The organism is Oryzomicrobium sp., from assembly GCF_036820405.1.
In the GTDB taxonomy this organism is placed as follows: Bacteria; Pseudomonadota; Gammaproteobacteria; order Burkholderiales; family Rhodocyclaceae; genus Oryzomicrobium.
In genome coordinates this window covers 23,011-48,975 of the sequence record NZ_DAISLS010000003.1, presented here as the reverse complement: position 1 = coordinate 48,975, position 25,965 = coordinate 23,011, and the positions used below count along the sequence as shown (strand labels likewise).

The window sequence follows — 25,965 nt, the reverse complement described above, 5'->3', positions numbered from 1 at the left end:
AAAATTTTCGTGCATACCTTCCCCGATCAATCCCGCTCTGCCGTCAACGGCACCACCGTGATCTTCCGCGGCTGTTGGAACATGGCGCCCCTGGTCCAGGCCTTCGAAAAATTCGGCTACACGGTCCTGGAGGATCCGAGCGCGGAGCGGCTGGGGCAACTGGCGAAGGGCAGCGTGGTCGCGTGCATCACCAACGCCCACATTGACATCAAGCGCCCCCTGCGGGCGCTGGCGATCAAGAAGGCGATCAACCGGCTCGGTGCGCCGGTGATCTTCTGGGACCGGGATGGTCCCTCCCACATGGGGGACAAGGCCTGGCGTATCTGGCTGCTGAAGCATGTCTCTTTCATGGATGCCTACGCCACCCATACCTTGCAGGATGCGGGCAAGTTTGCCGAGGAAGTGCTGTACCTGCCGAATGCGGCCTGGGTGGAGCGCTATAACCTGGGCGAGGCGACTCTGGAGGGTCTGCGCGACCGGTCGCGCTACGACTACGACGTCTCCTTCTTCGGCCGTATCGATCCCAAGCGTTATCCGGAGACGAAGTTCCGTGCCGAGTTCGTCGAGCGCCTCAAGCCGGCGCTTGATGCGTTGAATCTGCGCTATTTCTTTGGCGACCAGGACACCCCAGTTGCCGCTCAGCGCGAACTTATCCAGAAATCAATCATCAACCTGAGCTTTTTTGCCGGCTGCGACGTCCGCTACCAGGGCGGGTACAACGGCCAGCCCTTCAGTTGGGGCTTGCCGGAGCGCTGCTACGGCATTCCGGCCTGCGGCGGCTTCCTGCTGAGCGACGAGCGGGCTCACGCCCTGGATGACTTCGTCGACGGCGAAGAGTGGGCCTGGTTTGCCAATCTCAGCGACTGCATCGAGAAGATCAAATTCCACGTCGCCAACTTCGATCAGACGCGGCAAGTTGCCGAAGCCGCCTATGCACGGGTGATGAAGCAGCACTGCTATACGCACCGGGCCGAGAAAATACTGCGCTTTACCCTGTACTGGAAGAGCAAGCAGGGCTTCATCGGCAACCCCAGCCTGGCGGCTCTGGCGGAAACGCCCCTCTAGCCCTTTAGCCTAGGCGGGCAGTGCGGCTCGTTCGTCTTCGCTGGCCAGTGTGCCGACGAGCAGCGCCAGGAACATGAACTGTTCGAGCATGTGGTCGCGGATGTTGCTGTCCACCACGCCACGGGCGCAATAGCCGGTCACAAGGAAAAGCAACAGCAGTCCCGCTGGATTCTGGTTCCTGAAAAAGGCCCGCCATCCCTTGGCCGCCAAGGCGCCGATGAACGCGAGCCAGAGGATCAGGCCGGGAAAGCCGACGCCGACGGTGAAGTCGAGAATGCCGCTGTGGGAATGTACGGTGGAGGTGTAATCCGGATGTTCCTGCTGCATTGCCTGGCCGAAGGCGCTCCGGCCGAATCCGACCCCCAGGGGGTTGTGTACGATGGCTTTGACGGCCTCCTTGCCCCAGGCCAGGCGCAAGTAGGCCGATTCTTCCGCCGTGGAGCCGTCGGGCAATTGGGGGAACGGCAGGTCCGGGTTTTTCCACGCATCCTGATGCTCGGTATCCAGGGCGATCGGGATGGTGGCGAGGAAGTTGTTCCAGCGGGCGTCGGACTTGAAGGTGATCCAGCCGAACCAGGAGATCGCACTGCCGGCCAGCAGCGCGATGCACGCGAGGCGAACCCAGTGGATTTCCCTACGCTTGCCGATCAGCAGCACGATGGCGCTGGAGATCAGCAAGCCGAGCACGCCGAGGGTTCCATTGCGGGTGCCCAGGGCATAGGTGGCGAAAAAGCAGGCCAGGAACAGCGCAGCCAGCCAGGGGCTGCGAATGGGCAGGTAGCGGTGGCGGTACAGTAGCCGCGCCATGGTTTCCGCGCACAGGAAGCCCAGCAACAGGTTGGTCACGAAGCTGAGGAAGCTGCGGTTGTGAACCAGCCGCGTTTGCTGGAAGGGGAATTGCCCCTCATGCCACCAGCGCCAGAGGGTGTCCGCATCGTGGATGAGCACCTGGGACGCGAGAACCAGGGCCATGGTCAGTGCCAGGATCGGGCCGCCGAGGTGAGGGCGGTTGCGCAGGATGTGCACGGCGAGAAGAAAGCCCGCCAGGCCGGTGAGTCCACTTCGGATCCATTGCCCCCAGATTTCCTTGAGCGCGATGTCGCGGTGTAAAGCGAACAGCAGGGCTTGGACGATGATCCAGCCGGTCAGCAGCAGATATAACCCCCACACCGTGCCGTTGGCCTGGAACGCACGGCGGATGTCCGGCCAGGCGGGGCCGCGGCTTTTCCACAGTCCCAGGCTGAGCAGCAGGACGGCCAGGCCGATGCGCAAGGCGATCATGTCCGGCAGCGACCAGACGAACATCAGCAGGCCGGCCAGCACGAGCATGGTGTAGTCCGAACGGTTGAAGCGGAGAGCGTTCATGGGGGCAAAGGTCAGGATTGCAGAACGTCCCGACAGGCCGTCTGCACCATGTCCACGGTCAGGGCCAGCATGCAGCGCGGCGAGGCGCATTGGGACGGGGGGCGGGCGCAGTGGCGCACCCAGGGGACGAAGGTGCGCTCGAACAGCATCTTGCCGTCGCGGCAGGGGAAGGGGTCGATGGTCACTGCCCGGTAGGGATGGCCGGCCCAGAACTGGCCGGGGCCGTAGATCAGGGCCGAGCCGGGGCCGAACAGGGTGACGCAGGGGGCGCCGGCGGCCTTGCCCAGGTGGGCAACGCCGGTGTCGGGGGAGACCAGCAGGGCGGCATGGGCCAGCAGGTGCCACAGTTGGGCCAAGTCGAGCTGGCCGGCGTAGGACGGGTAGCGGCCCTCCGGGTCGCACTGGCGCACCAGTTCCTCCTCGCCCTTGCCGCCGCTCCAGGCCACCTGGTAGCCCTGGCCGTGCAGCCAGTCGGCCACGGCCAGCCAGTTGGCCGGTGTCCAGTGGCGCAGGGGCGAACTGGCCCCGACGTGCAGGACGCAGTAGGGGGCCTGGGGCAGGTCGAAGGGGCGGCACGGCGGGGCCGGCCAGTCGGCGGCGCGGAACGGCGGCGGGGGCGGGCCGTCGACCAGGGAGGCGGCCATGTCCGGCCAGGCGGTGGGCTCGGCCGGGTAGGGGCGAAGGTCGTCCACCAGCCAGTTCTTCCAGGCCGGGCTGTCGCCTTCGAAGGCCACCACCCAGCGGGCCCCCAGGGCCCGGGCCAGGAGGGAATAACGATTCTCAGCAGGGATTACCACTAGGTCCGGGCGTGGCAGACGGATCAACGCCCACAGGGTGGCCACGGCCCGCGGGTTGAAGGGGTGGGCGTGCACGCCATAGGGGCGGCCGGTGAACAGGGGCACGGTGGCGGCCGGGGTGGCCAGGTCGATGACCGCGTCCGGGTAACGCTGGCGCAGCTTGGCCAGCAGGCCCGCCAGCATCACGGTGTCGCCGAGCAGCAGATGGTGTAGCACCAGTACCCGGCGGACCGTGGCGGGGCGACGGCGCGGCCACAGCAGGGCGGGGAGGCGCCACAGCAGCAACAGGGCGACGAGCAGGCGGCCGGGGACCCGGGAATTGCGGGAGTTGATGAGGGCCATCAGGCGGCCTTCCGCAGGGCGTCGAGCTGGCCCAGGCTCTCGTCCAGGATGTACAGCTGCAACAGCTGCTCGGCGAGGTGGCGGGCGCCACCGTAGTAGGCCAGGGCCAGGGACTGGACTGCGTCGGCGCGCAACTGCCCGTCGGTGCGGGCGGCCAGGCGCTCGCCCAGGCCGTCGAGGCGGGCGCGCAGGTCGTCCCGCAACCAGTCGGTCAGGGGCGGGTTGAAGCCTCGCTTCTTGCGCTCGAACAGGCGCAGCGGCGCCAGGGGTTCCATCACCCGGGCGAGCAAGCTCTTGGCCGGCCGGGTGAAGTGCTCGGCGGCGGCGACGCCGGCCAGCTTTTCCAGCCAGCGGTGGTCGAGCAGGGGCGCCCGCATTTCCAGGCCGTGGGCCATGGTGCACAGGTCGGCCTTGCGCAGGATGTACTCGGGCAGTGTGTTGGCGAAGTCGAGGGCGAGCAGCTGTTCGAGCGGTGCGGCGGGGGCGCTGTCGGCGGGTCGCCACCACACCTCCCGGGCCGGCGCGCGGGTTTCGAGATGGCGCCGCTGGGCCGGGGTGAAGCCGGAAAAGCGCAGGGTGTAGGCCGTGGCCCAGGGGAGCCGGGCCTCGTCGCTCAACTTGCCCCAGCTTTTGCCGGTGAGGGATGCGGCCGGAGGCAGCGGCAGGCGCAGGCCGGCGCGCCAATGGGTGCGCATGTGCTTGGCGTGGCGCTTGTAGCCGGCGAAGATTTCGTCGCCCCCGTCACCGCCCAGGACCACGGTGACGTGCTTGACCGTCTCCCGGGCGAGGAACCAGGTGGGGAAGCTGGAGGGGTCGGCGAAGGGTTCGTCCAGGTCGGCGACGATGCGGGCGAAGTGGTCGTCCAGCCGGGTGGGCACCGGGATGGCCAGGTTCTTCAGCCCCAGGGCGGCGGCGATCTCACCGGCGTCGCGGCTTTCGTCGAAGGACGAGCCGGGGAAGGCGGCGGTGTAGGTGCCCAGGTCGGCGTGGCCGCCGGTGGCGAGGATGCTGGCGATGGCGCTGGAGTCGATGCCGCCCGAGAGGAACACGCCCAGGGGGCGGTCGGCCACGGTGCGCAGGTCCACCGCCTGGCGCAGCTCGTCCAGGGCCTCGTCGGCGGCCACCGGGGCGGCGCCGGGCTGGGCGGAGGGCAGGGACCAGTAGCGCACCTTGTCGGCCCGGCCGGTGGCCAGGTCGTAGCTCAGGTAGTGGCCGTTTTCCAGGCGCTGCAGGTTGGCGAAGATGGTGTGGGGCGCCGGCACGTAGCGGTGGGCCAGGTAGGCGTCGATGGCCTCGGGGCTGAACTCCCGGGCCTCCGGGGGTAGCCAGGGCAGCACCGCCCGCACCGTGGAGCCGAAGGCCAGTCCGTCCGGGCGCAGGCCGTAGACCAGGGGCTTGAGGCCCATCCGGTCCCGGGCCAGGTAGAGGTGGCCGAGGCGACCGGCACGGCGGTCGTAGATGGCCAGGGCGAACATGCCACGCAGGTGGTCGAGCAGGGCGGGAAAGCCGAAGGCCCGGTAGGCGTGCAGGATGAACTCGGTGTCCGAGGTGGTGCGGAACACGGCGCCCTGGGCCTTGAGTTCCGCTGCTTCCGACTCCCAGCCGTAGACCTCGCCGTTGTAGCAGAGCCAGACGTCACCGTCGTCGCTGACCATGGGCTGGTCGGCCACCGGGCGCGGGTCGCGGATCGCCAGGCGGGCGTGGAGCAGGGCGGCGTCGGCGGGCTGCTCCGGGCTCACCGGCGCGCCGTCGCGCCATGCCGCTTCATGGGCGGCATCCGGCCCCCGGGTGGCCAGGGCGGCCAGCATGGCGCGCCGGGCGGCGGGGGCGATCGGCCGGGTGCCGACGAAGCCGGCGATGCCGCACATCAGCGGCCTCCTTGGCCCGGCGGCAGGGCCGGGGCGCGGGTAACGCGGTGGGAGGGGTTAGGCATGGGGGGCGGGCTCAGCGGCCCCGGGAATACCAGGCGGCCAGGCGCGGCTTGCGGTACAGCCACAGCCGGCTGTTCAGCCAGGCGGCGGGCTTGTCCTTGATCACCACCCGGTGGATGTGGCCCGGGTCGTCGCCGGGGCGGTTGGGGCCGGGGCGCACGGTGTACAGGTGGCGGAATCCGGCGGCATTGGCTACTGCCAGGTAGTCGTCGTCGAAATAGCCCTGGGGCCAGCACAGGTGGTCGCTGACGGCGCCCAATCGCTCGGCCAGGGTGGTCCGGGCGCGGGCCAGGTCGTCGGCCAAGCCGGCGCGCTTGGCGGCGGCGTCGGGGCTAGCTTTGTCCCAGCGGGTGTGGGTATGGGTGTGGCTGTGGAATTCGAAGGTGCCGGCGGCGCGCATGGCCTCGATTTCGCTCCAGCGCACGATCACCTCGTCGGCGCGGCCGGCGGCGATGGCCGCCTTGCAGGCGTTGTGCTCGGGGGTGGCGGGCAGGGCGTCGCCAGCGGCCGCGCCGGCGTGGGAACGCACCGGACCGTCCTTGATCCAGTCGGTGACGACGAACATCACCGCCTTCTGCCCCAGTTCCTCGAGCACCGGATGGGCGTAGACCCAGTTGTCCAGGTAGCCGTCGTCGAAGGTCAGCAGCACCGACTTGTCCGGCACCGGGGCGCCGGCCAGGTAGGCGGAGAACTCGGCGGCGGACAGGGTCCGGTAGCCGGCGGCGGCCAGGCCGCGCATTTGGTCGGCGAAGTGCTCCGGCGTGATGGTCACCAGCCCCGGCGAGGGGGAAACGTGGTGGTACATCAGCACAGGGACCGAGCGGGCGGGTTTCATCGGCCGTGCCTTTCCGCCAGGCTGCGCAGGTAGAAGGCTTCCATCTCGGCGGCCATGGTGGCCACGCTGAAGCGGGTGCGGGTGATTTCCAGGCCGGCGGCGCCGAAGCGGCGACGCAGTTCCGGGTCGTCCGCCAGGGTGTACAGGGCGCGGGTCAGGGCGGCCTCGTCCTTGGCCGGCACGAGCAGGCCGTTGACGCCGTCCTGGATCACTTCGGGCACCCCGTCCACCGCCGTGCCGATCACCGCCCGTCCGGCGGCCATGGCCTCGATATAGGAGGTGCCCAGGGCTTCCTGCCAGGTGGCCAGGGCGAAGAAGTCGATGCCGGCCAGGACGTTGGGGATGTCGCGGCGCAGGCCGAGCAGGTGCACCCGGTCGCTCAGCCCTTTTTCGCCGATGTAGGCCACCAGCCGGTCGTAGATCGGGCCGTCGCCGGCGAACACCAGGTGCACCTTGGGCCGTTCGGCGAGCAGGGGGATGGCGGCGTCGATCAGTTCCTTGTGGCCCTTCTCGAAGCGCAGGATGGCCACGGTGCCGATCAGGATGTCGTCCTCGGTCAGGCCCAGCTCGTCGCGCAGGGTGGAGCGCTCCACCGGGGGCGGCGGGACGATGCCGGTGTAGACCGTCACTGCGTCCTGTTCCGGCACCCCCACCGACACCAGGTAGCGGCGCACCCAGTCGCTCACCGCCACCACCTTGTGGGGCAGCCACTTGTAGGTGGCCAGGGAGGTCACCGCCAGGGCCAGGTGGCGGGTGCGCACGATCAGCGGCGTACCCGCCAGCCGGCCGGCCAGGCCGGCCACCAGGCTATCGTGGCCGCTGTGGGTGTTGACCACGTCGAAGCGGCCGCGGCGCAGCAGGCGGTGCAGCTTCCACACTGCCTTCAGGTCGGCGCCGCCGCGAATGCCGATGCGGTGCACCGTAAAGCCCGCCTCCTCGGCCCGGTCGCCCAGGCGGGCACCGGGTCGGCAGGCCACTTCCAGGGCGTGGCCGCGTTCGCGCAGGGACACCAGCTCCTTGAAGGTACGGTGTTCCTGGCCGCCCCAGCCGGTGGAGGATTCGGTGTGCAGGATCTTGAGGGTCATGTCGTCGGGCAAGGCGCCGCCGGCGGGCCGGGCGGCAGGGGAAAACGCGCCATTATAAAGGCTTTGCGTCCCCCGCCCCGGCCGGCAGCAGCGACCGGTACAGGTCGAGCAACCGGCCGGTCATGGCTTCGGCGCTCAGGGTCTTGGCCGCCGCCCGGGCCCGTTCGGCGCAGGTCCGGCGCACCTCCGGATCGAGCAGGCGGACCATGTTGGCGGCCAGGGCCGGCACGTCCCGGGCGTCGCAGAGGAAGCCGGCCTGGTGGGCCCGGACGATCTCCCCGGCGCCGCACTTGGTGCTGGTCAGCACCGGCAGGCCACAGGCCAGGGCCTCCAGCACGGCGTTGGACAGGGGGTCGTAGAGGGTGGGCAGGACGAAGGCGTCGGCGGCGCCGTAGAAGGGGCGCACGTCCACCTGGGGGCCGGCGAAGTGGATGCGCCGGCCGGCGGCGCCGAGGGCCCGGGCCTGCGCCTGGTAGCGGGCGGCGTGCTTGTCCTTGCCCACCACCAGCAGGTGGGCGTTGTCCGGCAGGCGGGCGACGGCCTCGATGGCCGGTCCCACCCCCTTGCGGGCGTAGCCCGAGCCGACCGACAGGTAGAGCATGGCGTCGCCGGGAATGCCGTAGCGGGCGCGGACCTCGTCCCGGTGCTCGGTCAGGGCAGGGGAGAAGCGTTCGGTGTCCACGGCGTTGTAGATGACGTGGAGCTTGTCCGGGGCGATGGAGAAGTGGGCGAGAATCTCCTCGCGCACCATCTCCGAGATGCAGATCACCGCCTTCAGCCGGGGGTTGGCGAACAGGCGCCGCTCCGCGGCGAGGCGGAAGTGGTGGGCCGGGTTGAGGGCGATCGACAGCCGCCCCAGCCAGGACTGGGTGCGCCGCCGCTCGTCGAGCCAGACCCGGTGCACCCCGTCGCCGGCGCGGAAGATGTCGCAGCAGGGGATGCGCTCGTGGGATTGCACCAGGGTGGGCCGGTCCCGTTCCAGGGCGGCGCACACCGCCTTGCCGAAGCTCCAGTCGCGCCACAGGCTGCCCAGGTAGAAGGGATTGCAGATCACCGGGGCGAACAGGCTCTCGCCGCCGGGCCACTGGCGGGTGTACAGGGACAGGGCGATGCCCTGGCCGGCCAGGGCGTCCAGGGCCTGGCTGACGAAGCGCTCGGCCCCGCCGTAGGGGGTGTAGCGCTGGCGAACGATGGCGAGCTTCATGGCGTATGAGAGAGCTGGGGAGCGGGCGCGGTAGTGCGCTGGACTGCGGCGATGAAAGTGGCGGCGATTTCCGCTGGGGGAATGTCGGCCATGGCGCCGGGGGTGTAGAGGGGGGTGAGCTGGTTGCCGGGCAGCAGGCGCCATTCCGGGCGTATCTCGGCGAACAGGGCGACGCCCGGTTTGTCCAGGGCCGCGGCGATGTGCATGAGGCCGCCGTCGGCACCGATGAACAGAGTGCAGCGTTGGATTTCCCGGGCCGCTTCGGCCAAGTCGGGCAGGTCGAGGCGCACCGTGCAATGGCGTTCCACGAACCCGGCGGAGATGGCGGCCAGATCGTCCCAGGCGCTGGGGCCGTTGCCGATCAGCACGAAGCGGGGTTCCGGGGAGGTCGGCGGCCAGTCCCGGACCAGGGCGTCCAGCAAGCCGGGCCAGTCCCGCCAGCGGCGCCGGCCGTCCCGGCCGCCCAGGGCGACGGCGATGTGTCCGGCCTGGGGGGCGATGCCGTCCGTCACCGCCGGGGAAATGCGCGGCGGCAGGGGGGGGTGGCGGGGGTGGCCCAGCAGGCGTTCCAGGCGCAGGGCGGCGAAGTCGATGCGGGCGTAGCGTTCGCCCTGCTGGTGGTCGAGCAGGGTGGCGAAGGGCTGGCGCGGGTAGTGGCGCAGCTTGAGCTTGATCGAGGTGGTGCTGATGCAGTGGAGCAGGATGAAGTCGTAGTCCCGTGGGCAGTCCTCGATGCGCCGGTAGATGTGGCGGAAGCGGCTGTCTCCGTCGAACAGTTCGGCCGGCCCCTTGGTGATGCACAGGTCTATGGCGATCTCGTCGGGGAAGGCGAAGCGCTGGGACAGGTCCATGATGCTGTCGCCCAAGGTGGTCCAGTCATACACCCACAGGATGCGCCGGGTGCCGGCGGGCAGGCGCTTCGTCTGGCGCCATTTTTGCCCGGTCAGGCGGAGCAGCAACTCCCGCTCGACGACGCGCTTGAGTTGCCTGGCCCTCTGTCCCGGCGAGAGGGCCCGGTATTCGCCCTCCAGGTCGTTCAGGTAGGCACCGACGCCCAGGGCGTCGTAGATGGGGTGGTGGGTCCAGAAAAGCATGGCGGCGTGGGGCGGCTCAGTGCGCACTTTCAGTGCGCTTCTTCCCAGTTCGCCCCCGCCCCCACTTCCACCACCAGGGGCACGCGCAGGTCGGCGACCTTGGCCATCAGGCCGGGGAGTTCGGCGCGGATGCGCGGTAGTTCGGCATCGGGCACTTCCAGCACCAGTTCGTCGTGGACCTGTAGCAGCAGGCGGCTCTGCAGGCCCTCGGCTGCGAGCCAGCGGTGCACGGCGACCATCGCCAGTTTGATCAGGTCGGCGGCGGTGCCCTGCATCGGCGCGTTGATCGCTGCCCGTTCGGCGCCCTGGCGGCGGCCGGCCTGGCTGGCGCGGATGTCGGGCAGTTGCAGGCGGCGGCCGAACACGGTCTCCACGTAGCCCTGGTCCCGGGCCCGGGCCCGGGTCTCCTCCATGTAGCGGGCCACGCCGGGATAGCGTGCGAAGTAGCGGTCGATGAAGGTCTGGGCGGCGCTGCGCTCGATGTCCAGGGAGCGGGCCAGGCCGTGGGCGCTCATGCCGTAGATCAGGCCGAAGTTGATGGTCTTGGCGTAGCGGCGCTGTTCGCTGGTCACTTCCAGAGGCGTGATGCCGAAGATCTCGGCGGCGGTGGCGCGGTGCACGTCCTCCCCGGCGGCGAAGGCCGCCAGCAGGCCGGCATCCTCCGACAGGTGGGCCATGATGCGCAGTTCGATCTGGGAATAGTCGGCGGATACCAGCACATGGCCGGCCGGGGCGACGAAGGCCTCGCGGATGCGTCGCCCTTCCGGGGTGCGCACCGGGATGTTCTGCAGGTTGGGGTCCGACGACGACAGCCGCCCGGTCACCGCGGTGGCCTGGGAGAAGTGGGTGTGGATGCGCCCGGTGACCGGGTTCACCATCTTCGGCAACTTGTCGGTGTAGGTGCCCTTGAGCTTGGCCAGGCTGCGGTATTCGAGCAGCAGCTTGGGCAGGGGGTAGTCCAGGGCCAGTTCCGAGAGCACTTCCTCGTCGGTGGAGGGGGTGCCGCCCGGGGTCTTCTTCTTCACCGGCAGTTCGAGCTTGACGAACAGAATCTCGGCCAGCTGCTTGGGCGAATTGAGGTTGAAGGGCTGGCCGGCCAGTACCTGGGCTTCCTGCTCCAGTTCCAGCAGGCGCTTGCCCAGGGCGTGGCTCTGGGCGTCGAGCCGGGCGCTGTCGATGAGGACGCCGGTGCGCTCCATGGCGAACAGCACCTCCCGGGAGGGCAGCTCGATATCCTGATAGATGCGCATCAGCCCCGCGTCGGCGGCGATGGCCGGATAGAGCCGTTCATGCACCCGCAGGGTGAAGTCGGTGTCCTCGGCGGCGTAAGCCGAGGCCTGGTCCACCGCCACCTGGTCGAAGCCGATCTGCTTGGCGCCCTTGCCGCACAGGTCGGTGTAGGCGATACCCACCAGACCCAGGTGGCGCTTGGCCAACTGCTCCAGGTCGTGGCCCTTGTCGGCCTCCACCACGTAGGACTCGAGCATGGTGTCGTGGGCTACCCCAGCCAGGGCGATGCCGTGGTTGGCAAAGACGTGCTGGTCGTACTTGGCGTTTTGCAGCACCTTGGTGCGGCCGGCCGATTCCAACCAGGGTTTGAGCCGGGCCAGGGCGGCGTCCCGGTCGAGCTGGGCGGGGGCGCCCGGGCCGCAATGGGCCAGGGGCAGGTAGGCGGCTTCGCCCGCGGCCAGGGCGAAGGACATGCCGACGATGCGTGCCGCGAACGGGTCCAGGCTGGTGGTTTCGGTGTCCAGGGCGACCAGCTCGGCGGCGTCGATGCGCGCCAGCCAGCGGTCGAATGCGGCCTCGTCGAGGATCGTCTCGTAGCTGTCGCGGTGGCGGCCGTCGGCCACCAGGGCGGTGGGGTCCTGGGCGGCCACTGCTTCGGCGGCGGCACGGGCCGTGCCGCCGGCGTCGCCCGCCTCGCTGCCGGTGGCTTCCTTCAGCCAGGTCTTGAAGCCGTAGTGGGCGTACAGCCCGGCCAGGGCGGCCATGTCGGGGGCCTGGGGGGCGAGGCTGTCCACCGCCGGCAGGCCGTCCACGTCGCATTTCACCGTCACCAGGCGGCGCCCCAGGGGGAGAAAGCCCAGGTGGTCGCGCAGGTTCTGCCCGGCCACCCCGCCGATCTCGCCGGCGTGGGCGATCACTCCGTCCAGATTGCCGTACTGGGTCAGCCACTTCACCGCGGTCTTGGGGCCCACCTTGGTCACGCCCGGCACGTTGTCCACCGTGTCGCCGATCAGGGCCAGGTAATCGACGATCAATCCCGGCGGTACGCCGAACTTGGCTTCCACGCCGGCCACGTCCAGGATCTCGTTGCTCATGGTGTTGACCAGGGTGACCCGGGGGCTGACCAGTTGGGCCAGGTCCTTGTCGCCGGTGGACACCACCACGTCGATGCCGGCGGCCTCGGCCCGGCGGGCCAGGGTGCCGATCACGTCGTCGGCCTCGACCCCGTCGATGGTCAGGATCGGCCAGCCGGCGGCGGCGATGGCTTCGTGGATGGCGGGAATCTGGGCGGCCAGATCCTCGGGCATGGGGGGGCGGTGGGCCTTGTAATCCGGGTACCAGTCGTCGCGGAAGGTCTTGCCCTTGGCATCGAAAATGCAGGCCCGGAAGTCGGCTGCCTCGCCGCTGCTCGCCTTGTGGTCGGCTTCCAGCCGACGTAGCATGGACAGCACCCCGTACAGCGCGCCCGTCGGCTCCCCGGCTGCATTGCGCAGGTCGGGGAGGGCATGGAAGGCCCGGTAGAGATACGACGAGCCGTCGACGAGCAGCAAGGAAGCCATAAGAGAACCTGAAGAATGAGCGAAAGAAGCAAACTGCCTGACCTCGCCGAACGCGAAGCCGCCCTGCAAAACCTGTCTGCGCGGGAATCCTGGCGGATTTTCGGCATTATGTCAGAGTTCGTCGAAGCCACTGACCGGCTGGCGCCGATCCGCCCCGCCGTGTCGATCTTCGGCAGCGCCCGGGTACCGCCGGGCTCCCCCTATTACGCCCTCACCGAAAGCATCGCCCGCAAATTGTCGGATGCCGGCTTCTCGGTCATCTCCGGTGGCGGGCCGGGCATCATGGAGGCCGCCAACAAGGGCGCCTTCGCCGGCAGGAGCCCCTCGGTGGGCCTCAACATCCAGCTGCCCCACGAACAAAAGTCCAACGCCTACCAGGACATTTCCCAGACCTTCCGCCACTTCTTCGCCCGCAAGTACATGTTCGTGCGCTTCGCCAACGCCTACGTGGTGATGCCCGGCGGTTTCGGCACCCTGGACGAAGTGATGGAGGCCCTGACCCTGATCCAGACCGGCAAGGGGCGCAAGATTCCCCTGGTGCTGGTCGGTACCGGCTTCTGGGGCGGGCTGGTGGACTGGTTCCGCGACCGGCTGGTGGGCGAGGGCATGATCTCCCCCGAGGACATGAACCTGATCCAGGTGATCGACGATCCGGACCAGGTGGTCAACGCCATCTTCAAGCACTACGAGACCCGGGGCTTCGAGCCCCTGCCCGAAGAGCGGGAGATGCTGCTCAACCTGTGACCACAGGCCAACGCGCAAGCCTCGGCCTTCAGGCCGAGGTCAAGCGAGGCAGCGTCCCTACGGCGCCGAAGGCACCCCCGTATTGTGGTTTCGATGCTCCGGCCCTTGGGCCGGAGTTCTTCACGGCGCCGCCATCGCCCGGCTGTGCCGAGGGGGCGACGGGGCCGGTGGCTTCCGGCCAACGGCCGCCCTGCGCGGGGCGCGGCCCGTCCCGTTCCGCCCCGTTCCACGGCGCCGGGCAGGCCGGTTTAGGGGAACCCGGGCTGGGCTGGTAAAATGACACATGACGCTTCGGCCCCGTGCCTCGTTCGGTCTCGTTGCCGCGATGCAGGCGGAATGGGATGCCGGCCGCCGGCCGCTGCGAACCTCCGCCGCTGCCGGCCGTCTCACCAATAACCAGATAACCACTCGGGGAAGCTCCCCCAGGATGCCCGCCATGAAGCGCACCCTCGCCGCCGCCCTCCTGGGCCTCGTCTTCGCCGCCCCGGCCTTCGCCCAGAACGCTGCCGGCCGCACCCCCCTGCCCAACGTGCCGCCCCCGCCCCCGGAGATGGCGCCCTTCGACGCCGCCATCGAGCCCGAGGTGACCATCAAGAAGCGGGACGAGGACACGGTGGAGGAATACCGCATCCGGGGCCGCCTCTACATGGTCAAGGTGACGCCCAAGGTCGGCCCCCCGTACTACCTGATCGACGACCGGGGCGACGGCAACTTCGCCCGGCGCGACGCCCTCGATTCCGGGGTGCGCCCGCCGATGTGGGTGATCGGCACCTTCTGATCCGGCCCCTCGTCCGCCGGCGCGGCCTGGCCGGTCGCGCCGCGGCCCGTTGACGTGCCACCCGTCCCCTCCTTTTATCGCTTCGCCTTTCGCGTCCCGCGCCTTCCTCTGCGAGTACCGCTGCCATGACGGCCCCCGATTTCCCCCTGTCCGCCCCGCCCTTTGAAGGCGAATCCCGGGTCGTGCCCGCCGGCCGCGCCATCGACTGGCTGCGCGAAGGCTGGGCCCTGTTCATCGCCCAGCCGGGCGTGTGGCTGGCCATGGGCGCCCTGTTCTTCGTCATCGTCGTCGGCGTGATGATCTTCCCCGTGGTCGGCGAACTGGCCGCCCACTGGTTCGTGCCGGTGCTGCTGGCCGGCCTGATGGCGGCGGCGCGGCGCATCGAGCGGGGCGAGGAAGCCCACGTGGCCGACATGTTCTCGGCCTTCTCGCCCAAGCACGCCCCGGTGCTGCGCGTCGGCGTGCTGTTCATGGTCGGCTGGCTGGCGATCATCGCCATCGGCATCCTGATCGGCTGGGCCGCCACCTTTGGCGGCTCGGTCCAGGCCGTCGCCGGCGGCGGCCTGCTCGGCACCGGCATCGCCGTGGCCGGGGTGCTGTTCGCCATCGTGGTGGTCCTGGTCAGCTCGGTGCCCCTGGTCATGGCCGTCTGGTACGCCCCGGCCCTGGCCTACTTCCACGACATGACCGCCCGCAACGCCATGCGCGCCAGTTTCGAGGCGGTGGCCCGCAACGGCGTGGCCTTCCTGGTCTACGGCCTGTTCATCATGCTCATCCTGTTCTTCGGTGCCCTGTCCCTGGGCCTGGGGCTGGTGGTGGCGGCGCCGGTGATCGCCTGCTCGATCTACGTCTCCTACCGGGACGTGTTCCTCGGCACCTGAGATGCTGATCGCCCGCATCGTTCCCGCCGCGCGCGGCTGGCGCTGGGTGAGCGAAGGCTTCGCCCTGTTCCGCCGCAACCCGGGAGTGCTGGCCCTGATGGTGGTCGGCTACTGGTTCATCCTCGGCGCGGTCAACCTGGTGCCGGTGCTCGGCGGCGTGGTCGCCACCCTGCTGGTGCCGGCCCTGTCGGTGGGGGTGCTGACCGCCTGCCGCACGATCGACACCCGCCACACCGCCCTGCCGCACCTGCTGTTCGCCGGGCTGCGCCAGCGGCCGGGGCCCCTGATCGCCCTGGGCGGGCTCAATTTCCTGGCCTCGCTGCTGGTGCTGTCCCTGGTGTCCCTGCTCGACGGCGGCACCCTGATGCGCTGGATGACCACCGGAGTGCGCCCCGACCCGGAAGAACTGGGCGGGCTGGCCGGCGCCGCCCAGGTCGGGCTGGCGATCTACGTGCCGGTGTTCATGGCCTTCTGGTACGCCCCCCAGCTGGTGGCCTGGCACGGCCATTCCCTGGGCAAGGCCCTGTTCTTCAGCTTCTTCGCCTGCCTGCGCAACTGGCGCGCCTTCCTGGTCTATGGCCTGAGCCTGATCCTGGTGGGCGGCGTACTGCCCGGCCTGGTGGTGAGCCTGCTGCCCGACCAGGCCGGACTGGCGGTGCTGTTCTCGGTGCCCTTCCTGATGGCCATGGCGCCGATCTTCTTCGCCAGCTTCTACCTGAGCTACCGGGACGTCTTCGTCGAGGCCGACGACGGGCAGGAAGCCGCGGAAGAACAGCCCCGGCCCGACGCCGAAGCGCCGCGCCAGGAGCCGGAGCCAGGCTCCGGTCAGGACGGCCCGAATGCCGCGCCCTGAGCCGACTTTGGCGATGCCCACGTCGAACGCCGCGCCAGTCGCGCCTTTTCAGCCCCTCGGCATTTTCGGCGGCACCTTCGATCCGGTGCACCTGGGCCACCTGCGCCTGGCCGAGGAGGCCCGGGAGCAGCTCGGCCTGCCCGAGGTGCGCTGGATTCCCGCCGGCCAGCCGCCCCACCGGACCGGCCCCCGGGTGGCCAGCCGCCACCGCCTGGCCATGGTGTGCGCCGCCACCGCCGACAACCCGGCGTTCTCGGTAGACAGCGCCGAGGTGGAATCCGACGCCCCGTCCTACACCGTCACCACCCTGGAGCGCCTGCGCGGCCTGGAAGGCGCCCGCCCCCTGGTGCTACTGCTCGGCGCCGACGCTTTCCTCGGCTTCACCCGCTGGCACCGCTGGCGCGACATCGTCGAACTGGCCCACCTGGCGGTGCTCACCCGCCCCGGCTTCCAGTTCGACCCGGCCAAGGTGGCCGCCGGTGAAGGCATGCCGGCGGACGCGGAACTGGCCGAGCTGATCGAGGGCCGCCGCCTAGCCCCGGGGGACAGCGCGTCCCTGCGCGAGGGCCCGGCCGGCAGCCTGGTCTTTCTGCCCATGGCGCCCCTGGCGATTTCCGCCACCGACATCCGCGCCCGCCTGGGCGAGGCCCGCAGCGTGCGTTATTTGCTGCCGTCGAGCGTGATCGACTATATTGCGGCGAATAGGCTTTATCGCCCCGAATAGCCCGCGGCACCGCCGTTCGCCGCCGTTGGCGGCGCGTTGCCCGATTTTTACAACCTGTTTCCCCCCAATAGAACTGATTTGATGGACGCTTCCCAACTGCAATCCGCCGTGGCCCTGGTGGTCGACGCCCTCGAAGACATCAAGGGCAAGGACATCGAGGTGATCGACACCAGCAAGCTCACCTCCCTGTTCGACCGCATCGTCATCGCCAGCGGCGACTCCAACCGCCAGGTCAACGCCCTGGCCCGCAACGTCGAGGAAAAGGCCAAGGAAGGCGGCCTCGAGGTGATTTCGGTGGAAGGCCAGGGCGGCGGCGAATGGGTGCTGGTAGACCTGGGCGACATCGTCGTCCACGTCATGCAGCCCGCCGTGCGCCAGTACTACGCCCTCGAAGAACTGTGGGCCGCCCGTCCGCCGCGGCGCACCGCCTCCCCCCTGGTCGAGCCGCCCGAGGCCGCCTGAGCCTGGGCGCGGCGATGAAGCTGCACATTCTCGCCGTCGGGCACAAGATGCCCGGCTGGGTCGAAACCGGCTGTCAGGAATACCTCAAGCGCATGCCTCGGGAACTGCCGGCGGCGGTGCTGGAAATCAAGCCCGAGCCCCGGGCCGGCGGCAAGACCCGGGAGCAGCTGATGGCCGCCGAGCGCACCCGCATCGAGGCCGCCCTGCCCAAGGACGCCCGCCTGATCGCCCTGGACGAGCGCGGCGACGACCTGACCACGGCCCGCTTCGCCGAGCGCATCGAACGCTGGATGGACGAAGGCCGCGACCTGGCCTTCGTCATCGGTGGCGCCGACGGGCTGGACCCGGCGATCAAGTCCCGGGCCGACAGCCTGCTGCGCCTGTCCAGCATGACCCTGCCCCACGCCATGGCCCGTCTGATCCTGGCCGAGCAGTTGTACCGCGCCGCCAGCCTGATCAAGGGCCATCCCTACCACCGGGAATGAGCGGGCATATGGCGACTCCGGGGCGAGCCCGGGGCCACGCCGTCCGGCCGCCGTCGCGGTGAGCGGCACCCCGCCCGCATGCTGACTCCGACCCTTATGAATTCCCCAAGCGCCGACGCCATGATCAACGCCCCGCAACGCCTCTACCTCGCCTCCCGCAGCCCGCGGCGGCGCGAGCTTTTGACCCAGATCGGCGTCCATTTCGACACCCTGCTGTTCCGCGCCGGCGCCCGGGCGGACGGCGAGGTGGACGAGACGCCGCACCCTGGCGAAGACCCGGTGGCCTACGTGCAGCGGGTGGCCCGGGCCAAGGCCGAGCACGGCCTGCGCATCCTCGGCTGGCGCAAGTTGCAGCCCCAGCCGGTGCTGTCGGCGGACACCACGGTGGAAATCGATGGCCAGATTCTGGGCAAGCCGTTTGACGGTGACGATGCCGCCCGCACCCTGCGCCTCTTGTCCGGCCGCGCCCACCGGGTGCTCACCGCGGTGGTGGTGGCCACCCCGGCGGGCCAGCGGGTGGAGGCCCTGTCCGAGAGCCGGGTGCGCTTCCGCGAGTTGAGCGACGCCGAAATCCGCCGCTACGTGACCACCGGCGAGCCCCTGGACAAGGCCGGCAGCTACGGCATCCAGGGCCGGGCGGCCCTGTTCGTCGCCCACATGGAAGGCAGCTACACCGGCATCATGGGCCTGCCCCTGTTCGAGACCGGCGAACTGCTGCGTCGCATCGGCTTCGAGGGCGTCTGAAGCATCTTGGGGGGCCGGGCCGCGGTCCGGCCGCTCGTGCCGAGTAGGGGCGATGTATTAATAAAATTCATGTTTCCGGTCGAACGAAAAACAAAGGTCCGCGCCAGTCGCTGAGTTTGGCGATACGCCTGCTGTAAAACATGAAGAAAATTAATATGTCCCAGGCGGTTTCCCGTCGTGCGGAGCCGGAATCGGAGCCGGCTTCATAGCGGCAACAGGCGATACGCCCCGGCGCCCGCCGGGATCATCAGAGGCGCATTGCACGCCTCGCACACTCCCGAATCACCCGCGCGTCAGCATCCCCGCCAGCAGTTCGGCTGCCTGATTGGCCCCCTCCGGGGCCGGCGGCTGCGGGGTCGGCTGGCGCCACAGGGCTTCCAGGTCGGCGATGACGTCGCCGTCGCGCAGTTGCGTCTCATCGATCTCCCGGCAGCGGCCGTGGGCGGCCAGCCAGGGGATCAGGGCGTCCTGTTCCATCCAGCCGGGGCGGCGCACGTAGAGCATGGGGATGCCGTTGCAGCCGGCCTCGGCGAAGGTGCCGTAGCCCGGCTTGCCCACCACCGCGTCCACCGACGCCAGCAGATCGGTGAAATCCCAGCCCAGCGGCTCGTAGGCCACCAGGTCGCATCGCTCGGCCCGCACGCCCTTCGGCAGGGCCGCCAGCCAGGCGGCATGGACCAGCCAGCGCCAGCCGGGGCGGCGGGGCCAGCGTTGCAAGGCAATCTGCCCGGCGGGCTGGGGAATGCCGCCCAGGGCGGCCAGCACCGCCGGCCCCCGGTGGCCGTCCGGCCCGGGGGGGAGCAGGTGCTCCAATTCGTCGCGGCGGCGCCGGCCCAGGCGGGCCACCGGGCCCACCACGACCCGGTTGTCCAGGTCGGCCATGGGCATGGCCGGCGTCAATTGCACGAAGGCCCGGGCACTGCGGTAGGCCGCCGCCATCTGGGCGTGGATGGGGGCGGCCCAGGCGGCATCCTGGGCATCGCAAAAGGTGTGGGCGAACAGGTCGGCCCAGTGGAGCGAACTCATGGCCACCGCTGGAATGCCGGCCCGGGCGGCGGCGGCCAGGGGCAGGTAGGCCACGTTGCTCAGGACCAGGTCCGGGGCGCCGCCGGGTAGCCCGGCTAGCCAGGCGGCCTCGGCCGCCACCCGGGCGTCCCAGTCGGCGTGGAGCGCCCGGTAGGCGGCGGCGCTGGCGGGCGCGTCGATGCGCAGCGGGTCGGCCATGACGAAGCCGAAGTCCAGGGCCCGGGGGATCAGGGTGAAGCCTTCCGGCAGGCGCTGGCGCAGCTTGGCTTCCGGTGCCCCGCTGACCACGGTCAGACGCAGGCCGGGCAGCCGCTCGGCCAGGGCCGCCAGCACCGGGCCGGTCTGGGCGATGTGGCCGAAGCCGTGGCCGGTGATGGCGGCGAGCAGGTGGGCCATGGCCGGTGCGCGCTCCGCCGCTTAAACGAAGCGGGCGAGGAAGGCGCCGGCCAGGTCCTCCGGCAGGGGCAGCCAGACCCGGTGGCCGCTGCCCGGGGCCACCTCGATGGCCTCGCCGGCGGCGTTCTCCAGCCGCTCCACGACGAATTCCCGGTTGCCGGCGGGGTGGATCGCTTCGATCCGGTCGCCGCGGCCGAAGCGGTTCTTCACCACCACCTCGACCAGGCCCCGGGCCGCATCGTAGCCGGCCACGTCGCCGACGTAGAGGCTGCGGTCCGATTCGGAATGGCCGCGCAGGTAGTTCTGGTAGGCCTGGTCCGGGTGGCGTTCGTAGAAACCGCCGGTGTAACCCCGGTTGGCCAGGCCTTCCAGCTCGGACAGCAGGGTGGCGTCGAAGGGCCGGCCGGCCACCGCGTCGTCGATGGCCTGGCGGTAGGTCTGGCACACCCGGGCGACGTAGTAGGGCGACTTGGTGCGGCCCTCGATCTTGAGCGAATCGACGCCGATCTCCACCAGCCGGGCAACGTGCTCGATGGCGCGCAGGTCCTTGGAGTTGAGCACGTAGGTGCCGTGCTCATCCTCTTCCATGGGCATCAGCTCGCCGGGGCGCTGGCTTTCCTCGATCAGCCAGACCTGGCCGGCGGGGGCGGCGGCAGGCGGCGGTGCGGGGGGCGGTTGCAGCCGGGCCACGTCGCCGCTGGGCTGTTCCTCGCCGGGCAGCACTTTGTAGTCCCAGCGGCAGGAGTTGGTGCAGGTGCCCTGGTTGGCGTCCCGGTGGTTGAAGTAGCCCGAGAGCAGGCAGCGGCCCGAGTAGGCGATGCACAGGGCGCCGTGCACGAACACTTCCAGCTCGGTGTCCGGGCATTCCTGGCGGATTTCCGCCACCTCGTCGAGGGACAGCTCCCGGGACAGGATCACCCGTTCGACGCCGACGCTCTTCCAGAACTTCACCGCCGCGTAGTTCACCGTGTTGGCCTGGACCGACAGGTGGATCGGCAGCTCGGGCCAGGCCTCGCGCACCATGGCGATCAGCCCCGGGTCGGCCATGATCAGGGCGTCGGGCTGCAACGCCACCACCTCGGCCAGGTCCGCCAGGTAGGTCTTGACCTTGGCGTTGTGGGGGATGACGTTGCTCACCAGGTAGAAGCGCTTGCCCTGGGCGTGGGCGCCGGCGATGCCCCGGGACAGGGCGTCCAGGGTCGAGAATTCGTTGTTGCGGGTGCGCAGGCTGTAGCGCGGCTGGCCGGCATAGACCGCGTCGGCGCCGAAGGAAAAGGCGGTGCCGGCCATGGCCAAGGAGCCGGCGGGGGCCAGCAGTTCGGGGGCGCGGCGGGTGGTGGGTGGGGCGGCAGAAAGGGCGGCGGAAGGGGAGGGGCGGGGCACTGGGTTAGAATCCGGAAAAGCAAAAGCCGCAGCCGGCGGCATTCCCCGATCCGGGGCGCCGCGCCTGCGGTCCGACCAATTTTACCGCTCCCACCATGGCCGAAGACATCCTCATCAACTTCACCCCCCAGGAAACCCGCGTCGCGGTGATGCAGCAGGGGGTGGTGCAGGAACTGCACATCGAGCGCACCGCCAGCCGCGGCATCGTCGGCAACATCTACCTGGGCAAGGTGGTGCGCATCCTGCCGGGGATGCAGTCGGCCTTCATCGACGTGGGCCTGGAGCGCACCGCCTTCCTGCACGTGGCCGACATCCTGATGCCCCGGGAGCCCGGGGAGAATGGCAGCGGCCACGGGCACGGCGCGGCCAAGCCCATCGAGCGCATCCTGTCCGAGGGCCAGAGCCTCTTGGTGCAGGTGATCAAGGACCCGATCGGTACCAAGGGGGCGCGGCTGTCTACCCAGATCTCGATCGCCGGGCGGATGCTGGTGTACCTGCCTCAGGAAAAGCACATCGGCATCTCCCAGCGCATCGGCGACGAACAGGAACGCCTGGCCCTGAAGGGCCGCCTGACCCGCCTGGTGCCGGAGGACGAGCCCGGCGGCTTCATCGTCCGCACCATGGCCGAGGGCGCCACCGACGACGAGCTGGCCCGGGACATCGAGTACCTGCGCCGCATCTGGCGCGACATCCGCGACGCCGCGCGCAGTTCCGCGCCGCCGGCCCTGCTCTACCAGGAACTGTCCCTGGGCCAGCGGGTGCTGCGCGACTTCGTCAATCCGGAGACGGCGCGCATCGTCATCGACTCCCGGGAGAATTTCCAGAAGCTCACCCAGTTCGCCGAGGTGTATACCCCGACGGTGCTGGAGCTGCTCGAGCACTACACCGGCGAGCGGCCCCTGTTCGACCTGCACGGGGTGGAGGAGGAGATCGAGAAGGCCCTGGCCCGGCGCGTCGAGCTCAAGTCCGGCGGCTATCTGATCATGGACCAGACCGAGGCCATGACCACCATCGACGTGAACACCGGCGGCTTCGTCGGCCACCGCAACTTCGACGACACCATCTTCAAGACCAACCTGGAGGCGGCCCACGTCATCGCCCGCCAGCTGCGCCTGCGCAACCTGGGCGGCATCATCATCATCGACTTCATCGACATGGAGACCCCGGAGCACCGCGACGCGGTGCTGGCCGAGTTCAACAAGGCCCTGGCCCGGGACCACACACGCATGACGGTCAACGGCTTCACCGCCCTGGGCCTGGTGGAGATGACGCGCAAGCGCACCCGGGAATCCCTGGCCCACGTGCTGTGCGAGCCCTGTCCCACCTGCGGTGGCCGGGGCGAGGTGAAGACGGCGCGCACCGTCACCTACGAGATTCTGCGTGAGCTGCTGCGCGAGGCACGCCAGTTCAACGCCCGGGAATACCGGGTGATCGCCGCCCCGGCAGTGATCGACCTGTACCTGGACGAGGAGTCCCAGTCCCTGGCGATGCTCTCCGACTTCATCGGCAAGCCCATCTCGCTCCAGGCCGAGCCGGGCTATTCCCAGGAGCAGTACGACATCGTGCTGCTGTAAGCGCCATCGGGGCAGGGTGCCACGTCCTGCTTCCGCCGCAATGCAAACGCCCCGGAAGGCTCGGCCGTCCGGGGCGTTCGTTTTGGTGCGGCGGGTTGGCGCCGAGCGAGGCAGCCGGTTCAGGCGTGGGTGTGGCCTTCCTCGGCGAGGCGGTCGAGCAGGCCGAGCAGGTCACGGCTGGAGGCTTCCAGCTTGCTCATCTGCTGCACCACCTTGTCGTCGTCGTTGGCGGCCAAGGCGGCCACGGCCTGGCCGGCGTCGTGGTGGATCGCCTGCTGGGGGGCGGCCAGGGCGTTGAAGGCGGCCAGGTGGCCGAAGCGTTCGCGTCCCTCGCCGGTCAGCCAGCGGCCCAGGCGGCAATCTTCGGCCGTGCTCAGGGTCTGGGCGTTTTCGTCGGCCAGGGCGTGGTAGGCCTCCTGCTTGAACACCACCCGGTCCACCTTCATCAGCGAGATGAGGGCCCGGTTTTCCACGCCGGCGACCCGGCCGATCACCTCGGCGGAAGTTTCCGCCACTCGGGCGAAGCGCTGGCGGAAGTCTTCCACCGCGGTACGCACCGTCTCGGCCACCGAGCCGGCGCTGCCGGCCTCGCTGTGCATGGCCTCGATGCGCGCCGACAAGGTGCCGAGCACCTTTTGCACGTCGTCCACCGTGGTCTTGCTGCGGCTGGCCAGTTTGGTCACTTCGTCGGCGACCACGGCAAAGCCGCGGCCGGCCTCGCCGGCCCGGGCCGCTTCGATGGCGGCGTTGAGGGCCAACAGGTTGGTCTGCTCGGCAATGGCGGCGATGCCCGCCAAGGCCCGCTCGATGCCCTGCCATTCGTGGCGCAGGGCGTCGGCGGCGTCGCCGACGGTGGAAACCGTGGTGGCGATGGTGTCCAGATGGCCGCCCAGGTTTTCGCTCATCGTCAGGCTGGTGCGGGCCGAGTCGGCGTTTTCCCGGGCGATGTCGCTCACCGCGCCGACGGCGTCGGTGATGCGTTGCAGGTCGGTCTGGGTGGAGACCAGGTTGGCGCGCAGGTTGTCGGTGTTGAGGGTGTGCAGCTTCGACGACAGGCGGTTCTGGCGCACGTAGCGGTCGTTTTCGCCCATGGCCTGGACGGCCTTGGCCACGTTGTCGAGGGAGGTGGAGAACACCCCCGGCATGCCGCTGGAGATGGGCCGGCGGCTGTAGTCGCCGCCGCTGACACGGCGGAAGCTGGTGTTGATTTCCTTGAAGTAGGTCTCCACCAAGTCGAGGAAGTCGTTCAGCTCCCAGGCCACCAGGCCGATTTCGCCCAGGCCCCGGGTTTCCGTGGCGCGGTGGTGCAGTTCGCCCTGGCGGGCGTGGGCCAGCTGCTCGCGGATCACCATCAGCACCTGGAAGGGGCGGCGGGCGGCGCGGATGGCCACGGCGGTGATGGTCAGGGCCGCCACCGGGATGGCGGCTAGGGCGATCACGCAGTCCGGCAGCAGGTAGGCGGCCACCACGGCGGCGATCACCAGGAGGTTGAGGAAGACCAGCAGCAGCTTGAGCTGGGTGCTGAGGAAGGGGATGTTCTGGCGGTTGGCGCTCATTTGCCGCCCTCCAGGCCGTAGCCGGCGATGTCGAGGACGAAGCGCTCGTAGCTGACGCCCTGCTTGGCCAGCTCACCGGCCAGCCATTCCACCGATTTGTCCGGGCCGGCCTGTTTGCCGGCTTCCTGTTCGATGGCGCGCATGCGGGCGTACACCGGTTCGATGGCGGCGCGGGCCTCCTGGCGCAGGTGGCGGCGCACCGAGAAGTAGCCCTGGAGCTTGCCGCTGGCGTCGTAGTCCGGAGTGATGTTGGCGAACACCCAGTAGAAGCCGCCGCTGGCGGTGCAGTTCTTCACCGCGGCGAAGAATTCGTTGCCGCCGGCCAGGGTCTTCCACATCAGGCGGAAGGCGCCCCGGGGCATGTCCGGGTGGCGGATGATGTTGTGCGGGTGGCCGAGCAGGGCCGATTCCGGGGCGCCGACGATGCGCATGAAGGTGCGGTTGGCGTAGGTGATGCGCCCCTGGGGGTCGGTCTTGGTGATGATGACGTCGTCGGGCCGGACCGGGGTTTCCGGGCCGCCGCTGAAGGGAAAGGACACCATGGCGGGAGAGCGGGGTTCAGGTTAACTTTTTATTACTATGACTTTCAGCATAGCGCCGACGGCCGGGCGCGGCCTGACCTGGATCAAGGGTGGTGTGCGCCGCCCCGCCGCCGGGGCGGCCGCGCCCTTGAATGCAGCGCTTCAGCCGGCCTTGGGCAGGCGGCCCATCAGGTAGAACTCGTCGTTGGGGCGCATGCTGGTCATGTTGGCCAGCCGGTTGCTCATGGCGAAGAAGGCGGCGATGGCGCCGATGTCCCAGATGTCCTCGTCGCCAAAGCCGTGCGCGCGCAGGGCGGCGAGGTCGGCGTCGTCCACCTCCTGGGCGCGCAGGGCCACCTTCAGTGCGTAGTCGAGCATGGCGCGCTGGCGCGGGGTGATGTCGGCCTTGCGGTAGTTGATCGCCACCTGGTCGGCGATCTGCGGGTTCTTGGCGCGGATGCGCAGGATGGCGCCGTGGGCCACCACGCAGTACTGGCACTGGTTGGCGCCGGAGGTGGCGACCACGATCATCTCGCGTTCGGCCTTGGTCAGGCCGCCGTCCTTTTCCATCAGGGCGTCGTGGTAGGCGAAGAAGGCGCGGAACTCGTCGGGCCGGCGGCTCAGGGTGAGGAAGACGTTGGGCACGAAGCCGGCCTTCTCCTGCACGGCCAGGAGCTTGGTGCGGATGTCCTCGGGCAGGTCGGCCAGGTCGGGGACGCTGAAGCGGCTGATGGGGGCGGTCATGGTGGTTTGTCTCCGTATTGGTTGTGCTGATTGTCGTGCGAACTTGCCGAGCCCGCGCAAACGCGACGCCGCCCAGGGGGGCGGCGCCGGATGGTGCGTCCGGCCTTTTCGGGCCGGGGTCAATCGGGGGTCAGCCGCGGCTGCTACACATGGTGGTCGCCTCGCCCTCGATCACGGGCTTGCCGGCCACGGTGCAGACGGTTTGCAGCACGCAGCGCTTCTTGGCCACGTCCACTTCCTTGACGGTGACCGTGGCGGTGACCGTGTCGCCGGGGCGCACCGGAGCCTTGAACTTGAGGGTCTGGCCCAGGTAGATGGTACCGGGTCCGGGCAGCTTGTTGGCGAGCACTGCGGAGATGAAGCCGGCCGAGAGCATGCCGTGGGCGATGCGCCCGCCGAACATGGTGGTCTTGGCGAATTCCTCGTTGAGGTGCACCGGGTTGGTGTCCATGGACACTCCGGAGAACAGGATCAGGTCCGCTTCGGTGACGGTTTTGGCCAGGCTCGCGCTCATGCCGGGTTGCAGGTCTTCGATGTCGTAGCCGTTTTGGGCGTTCATGCGATGGTTTCCCTGAATTGAGCGGTAA

The 25,965-nt window shown here is 69.6% G+C and carries 24 protein-coding genes; 10 read left to right on the top strand and 14 right to left on the bottom strand.

Translation table 11 applies throughout. The features are described 5' to 3' along the window. Nucleotides 1-9: 9 nt before the first annotated feature. On the top strand, nt 10-1,065 hold the full coding sequence (locus V7Z98_RS03280) for a glycosyltransferase family protein (protein ID WP_334156980.1): 1,056 nt from the start codon (nt 10-12) through the stop codon (nt 1,063-1,065). Between the two features lie 9 nt (nt 1,066-1,074). On the opposite strand, the gene V7Z98_RS03275 is transcribed toward V7Z98_RS03280, so the two are convergent. From V7Z98_RS03275 to polA, 8 genes are all read right to left on the bottom strand, one after another. Further along, nucleotides 1,075-2,430, bottom strand: a complete 1,356-nt coding sequence (locus V7Z98_RS03275) for an O-antigen ligase family protein (RefSeq protein ID WP_334156979.1) — start codon at nt 2,428-2,430, stop codon at nt 1,075-1,077. Between the two features lie 11 nt (nt 2,431-2,441). After that, entirely contained in the window at nt 2,442-3,569 is a 1,128-nt protein-coding gene (locus V7Z98_RS03270) for a glycosyltransferase family 9 protein (protein WP_334156978.1), read from the bottom strand. Further along, nucleotides 3,569-5,437 (bottom strand): asparagine synthase (glutamine-hydrolyzing), encoded by a 1,869-nt coding sequence (gene asnB, locus V7Z98_RS03265; RefSeq protein WP_334156977.1) that lies wholly within the window; start codon nt 5,435-5,437, stop codon nt 3,569-3,571. The genes V7Z98_RS03270 and asnB overlap by 1 nt, the downstream gene beginning before the upstream one ends. Nucleotides 5,438-5,513: 76 nt before the next feature. Beyond that, nucleotides 5,514-6,335, bottom strand: coding sequence for a polysaccharide deacetylase family protein (locus V7Z98_RS03260; protein ID WP_334156976.1), 822 nt, complete (start codon nt 6,333-6,335; stop codon nt 5,514-5,516). Then, nucleotides 6,332-7,420 (bottom strand): glycosyltransferase, encoded by a 1,089-nt coding sequence (locus tag V7Z98_RS03255; protein WP_334156975.1) that lies wholly within the window; start codon nt 7,418-7,420, stop codon nt 6,332-6,334. Before V7Z98_RS03255 ends, V7Z98_RS03260 begins: the two co-directional genes overlap by 4 nt. 52 nt (nt 7,421-7,472) lie before the next feature. After that, nucleotides 7,473-8,624, bottom strand: a complete 1,152-nt coding sequence (locus V7Z98_RS03250; RefSeq protein WP_334156974.1) for a glycosyltransferase family 4 protein — start codon at nt 8,622-8,624, stop codon at nt 7,473-7,475. Beyond that, entirely contained in the window at nt 8,621-9,718 is a 1,098-nt protein-coding gene (locus V7Z98_RS03245) for a glycosyltransferase family 9 protein (RefSeq protein ID WP_334156973.1), read from the bottom strand. The genes V7Z98_RS03250 and V7Z98_RS03245 overlap by 4 nt, the downstream gene beginning before the upstream one ends. A gap of 29 nt (nt 9,719-9,747) precedes the next feature. Beyond that, nucleotides 9,748-12,507 (bottom strand): DNA polymerase I, encoded by a 2,760-nt coding sequence (polA, locus tag V7Z98_RS03240; RefSeq protein WP_334156972.1) that lies wholly within the window; start codon nt 12,505-12,507, stop codon nt 9,748-9,750. 15 nt (nt 12,508-12,522) lie between these two features. Between polA and V7Z98_RS03235 the strand changes: the two genes are divergently transcribed. The 8 genes from V7Z98_RS03235 to V7Z98_RS03200 all read left to right on the top strand — a co-directional run bounded on the left by V7Z98_RS03235 (nt 12,523) and on the right by V7Z98_RS03200 (nt 18,178). Further along, nucleotides 12,523-13,251 carry a TIGR00730 family Rossman fold protein gene (locus V7Z98_RS03235; protein ID WP_334156971.1) on the top strand — a complete coding sequence of 243 codons (729 nt, stop codon included), beginning with the start codon at nt 12,523-12,525 and terminating at the stop codon, nt 13,249-13,251. Nucleotides 13,252-13,687: 436 nt separating this feature from the next. Beyond that, nucleotides 13,688-14,029, top strand: coding sequence for a DUF2782 domain-containing protein (locus V7Z98_RS03230; protein WP_293263057.1), 342 nt, complete (start codon nt 13,688-13,690; stop codon nt 14,027-14,029). A gap of 125 nt (nt 14,030-14,154) precedes the next feature. Beyond that, a complete protein-coding gene (locus V7Z98_RS03225) occupies nt 14,155-14,910 on the top strand; it encodes a BPSS1780 family membrane protein (RefSeq protein WP_293263056.1) in 756 nt (251 codons plus the stop codon). Between the two features lies 1 nt (nt 14,911). Continuing rightward, entirely contained in the window at nt 14,912-15,763 is an 852-nt protein-coding gene (locus V7Z98_RS03220; RefSeq protein ID WP_334156970.1) for a BPSS1780 family membrane protein, read from the top strand. Nucleotides 15,764-15,776: 13 nt separating this feature from the next. After that, nucleotides 15,777-16,487, top strand: a complete 711-nt coding sequence (nadD, locus tag V7Z98_RS03215; RefSeq protein ID WP_334156969.1) for a nicotinate-nucleotide adenylyltransferase — start codon at nt 15,777-15,779, stop codon at nt 16,485-16,487. A gap of 81 nt (nt 16,488-16,568) precedes the next feature. Further along, nucleotides 16,569-16,949: a ribosome silencing factor gene (rsfS, locus tag V7Z98_RS03210; RefSeq protein ID WP_293263052.1), complete on the top strand. Its 381-nt coding sequence runs from the start codon at nt 16,569-16,571 to the stop codon at nt 16,947-16,949. Nucleotides 16,950-16,963: 14 nt separating this feature from the next. Next, nucleotides 16,964-17,434, top strand: coding sequence for a 23S rRNA (pseudouridine(1915)-N(3))-methyltransferase RlmH (gene rlmH / locus V7Z98_RS03205; protein WP_293263050.1), 471 nt, complete (start codon nt 16,964-16,966; stop codon nt 17,432-17,434). Nucleotides 17,435-17,530: 96 nt separating this feature from the next. Beyond that, the gene (locus V7Z98_RS03200; RefSeq protein WP_334156968.1) at nt 17,531-18,178 is read left to right on the top strand and encodes a Maf family protein; all 648 of its coding nucleotides are present in this window, start codon (nt 17,531-17,533) and stop codon (nt 18,176-18,178) included. A gap of 282 nt (nt 18,179-18,460) precedes the next feature. Here the strand turns inward: V7Z98_RS03200 and V7Z98_RS03195 are convergent, their stop codons facing one another. Continuing rightward, entirely contained in the window at nt 18,461-19,600 is a 1,140-nt protein-coding gene (locus tag V7Z98_RS03195; RefSeq protein ID WP_293263046.1) for a hypothetical protein, read from the bottom strand. A 21-nt stretch (nt 19,601-19,621) separates the two neighbouring features. After that, on the bottom strand, nt 19,622-20,890 hold the full coding sequence (gene trhP / locus V7Z98_RS03190) for a prephenate-dependent tRNA uridine(34) hydroxylase TrhP (protein ID WP_442951809.1): 1,269 nt from the start codon (nt 20,888-20,890) through the stop codon (nt 19,622-19,624). Nucleotides 20,891-21,078: 188 nt separating this feature from the next. On the opposite strand from trhP, the gene rng reads away from it, so the two are divergent. Further along, nucleotides 21,079-22,557 carry a ribonuclease G gene (gene rng, locus V7Z98_RS03185; RefSeq protein ID WP_293263042.1) on the top strand — a complete coding sequence of 493 codons (1,479 nt, stop codon included), beginning with the start codon at nt 21,079-21,081 and terminating at the stop codon, nt 22,555-22,557. Between the two features lie 119 nt (nt 22,558-22,676). Here the strand turns inward: rng and V7Z98_RS03180 are convergent, their stop codons facing one another. The 4 genes from V7Z98_RS03180 to V7Z98_RS03165 form a co-directional block, all read right to left on the bottom strand. Beyond that, nucleotides 22,677-24,113 carry a methyl-accepting chemotaxis protein gene (locus V7Z98_RS03180; protein ID WP_334156967.1) on the bottom strand — a complete coding sequence of 479 codons (1,437 nt, stop codon included), beginning with the start codon at nt 24,111-24,113 and terminating at the stop codon, nt 22,677-22,679. Beyond that, a complete protein-coding gene (locus V7Z98_RS03175) occupies nt 24,110-24,655 on the bottom strand; it encodes a PAS domain-containing protein (protein WP_334156966.1) in 546 nt (181 codons plus the stop codon). Before V7Z98_RS03175 ends, V7Z98_RS03180 begins: the two co-directional genes overlap by 4 nt. A gap of 141 nt (nt 24,656-24,796) precedes the next feature. Further along, on the bottom strand, nt 24,797-25,378 hold the full coding sequence (locus V7Z98_RS03170) for a peroxidase-related enzyme (RefSeq protein WP_334156965.1): 582 nt from the start codon (nt 25,376-25,378) through the stop codon (nt 24,797-24,799). 130 nt (nt 25,379-25,508) lie between these two features. Next, complete coding sequence (locus tag V7Z98_RS03165) at nt 25,509-25,937, bottom strand: MaoC family dehydratase (protein WP_293263016.1); 429 nt, start codon at nt 25,935-25,937, stop codon at nt 25,509-25,511. Nucleotides 25,938-25,965 lie beyond the last annotated feature (28 nt).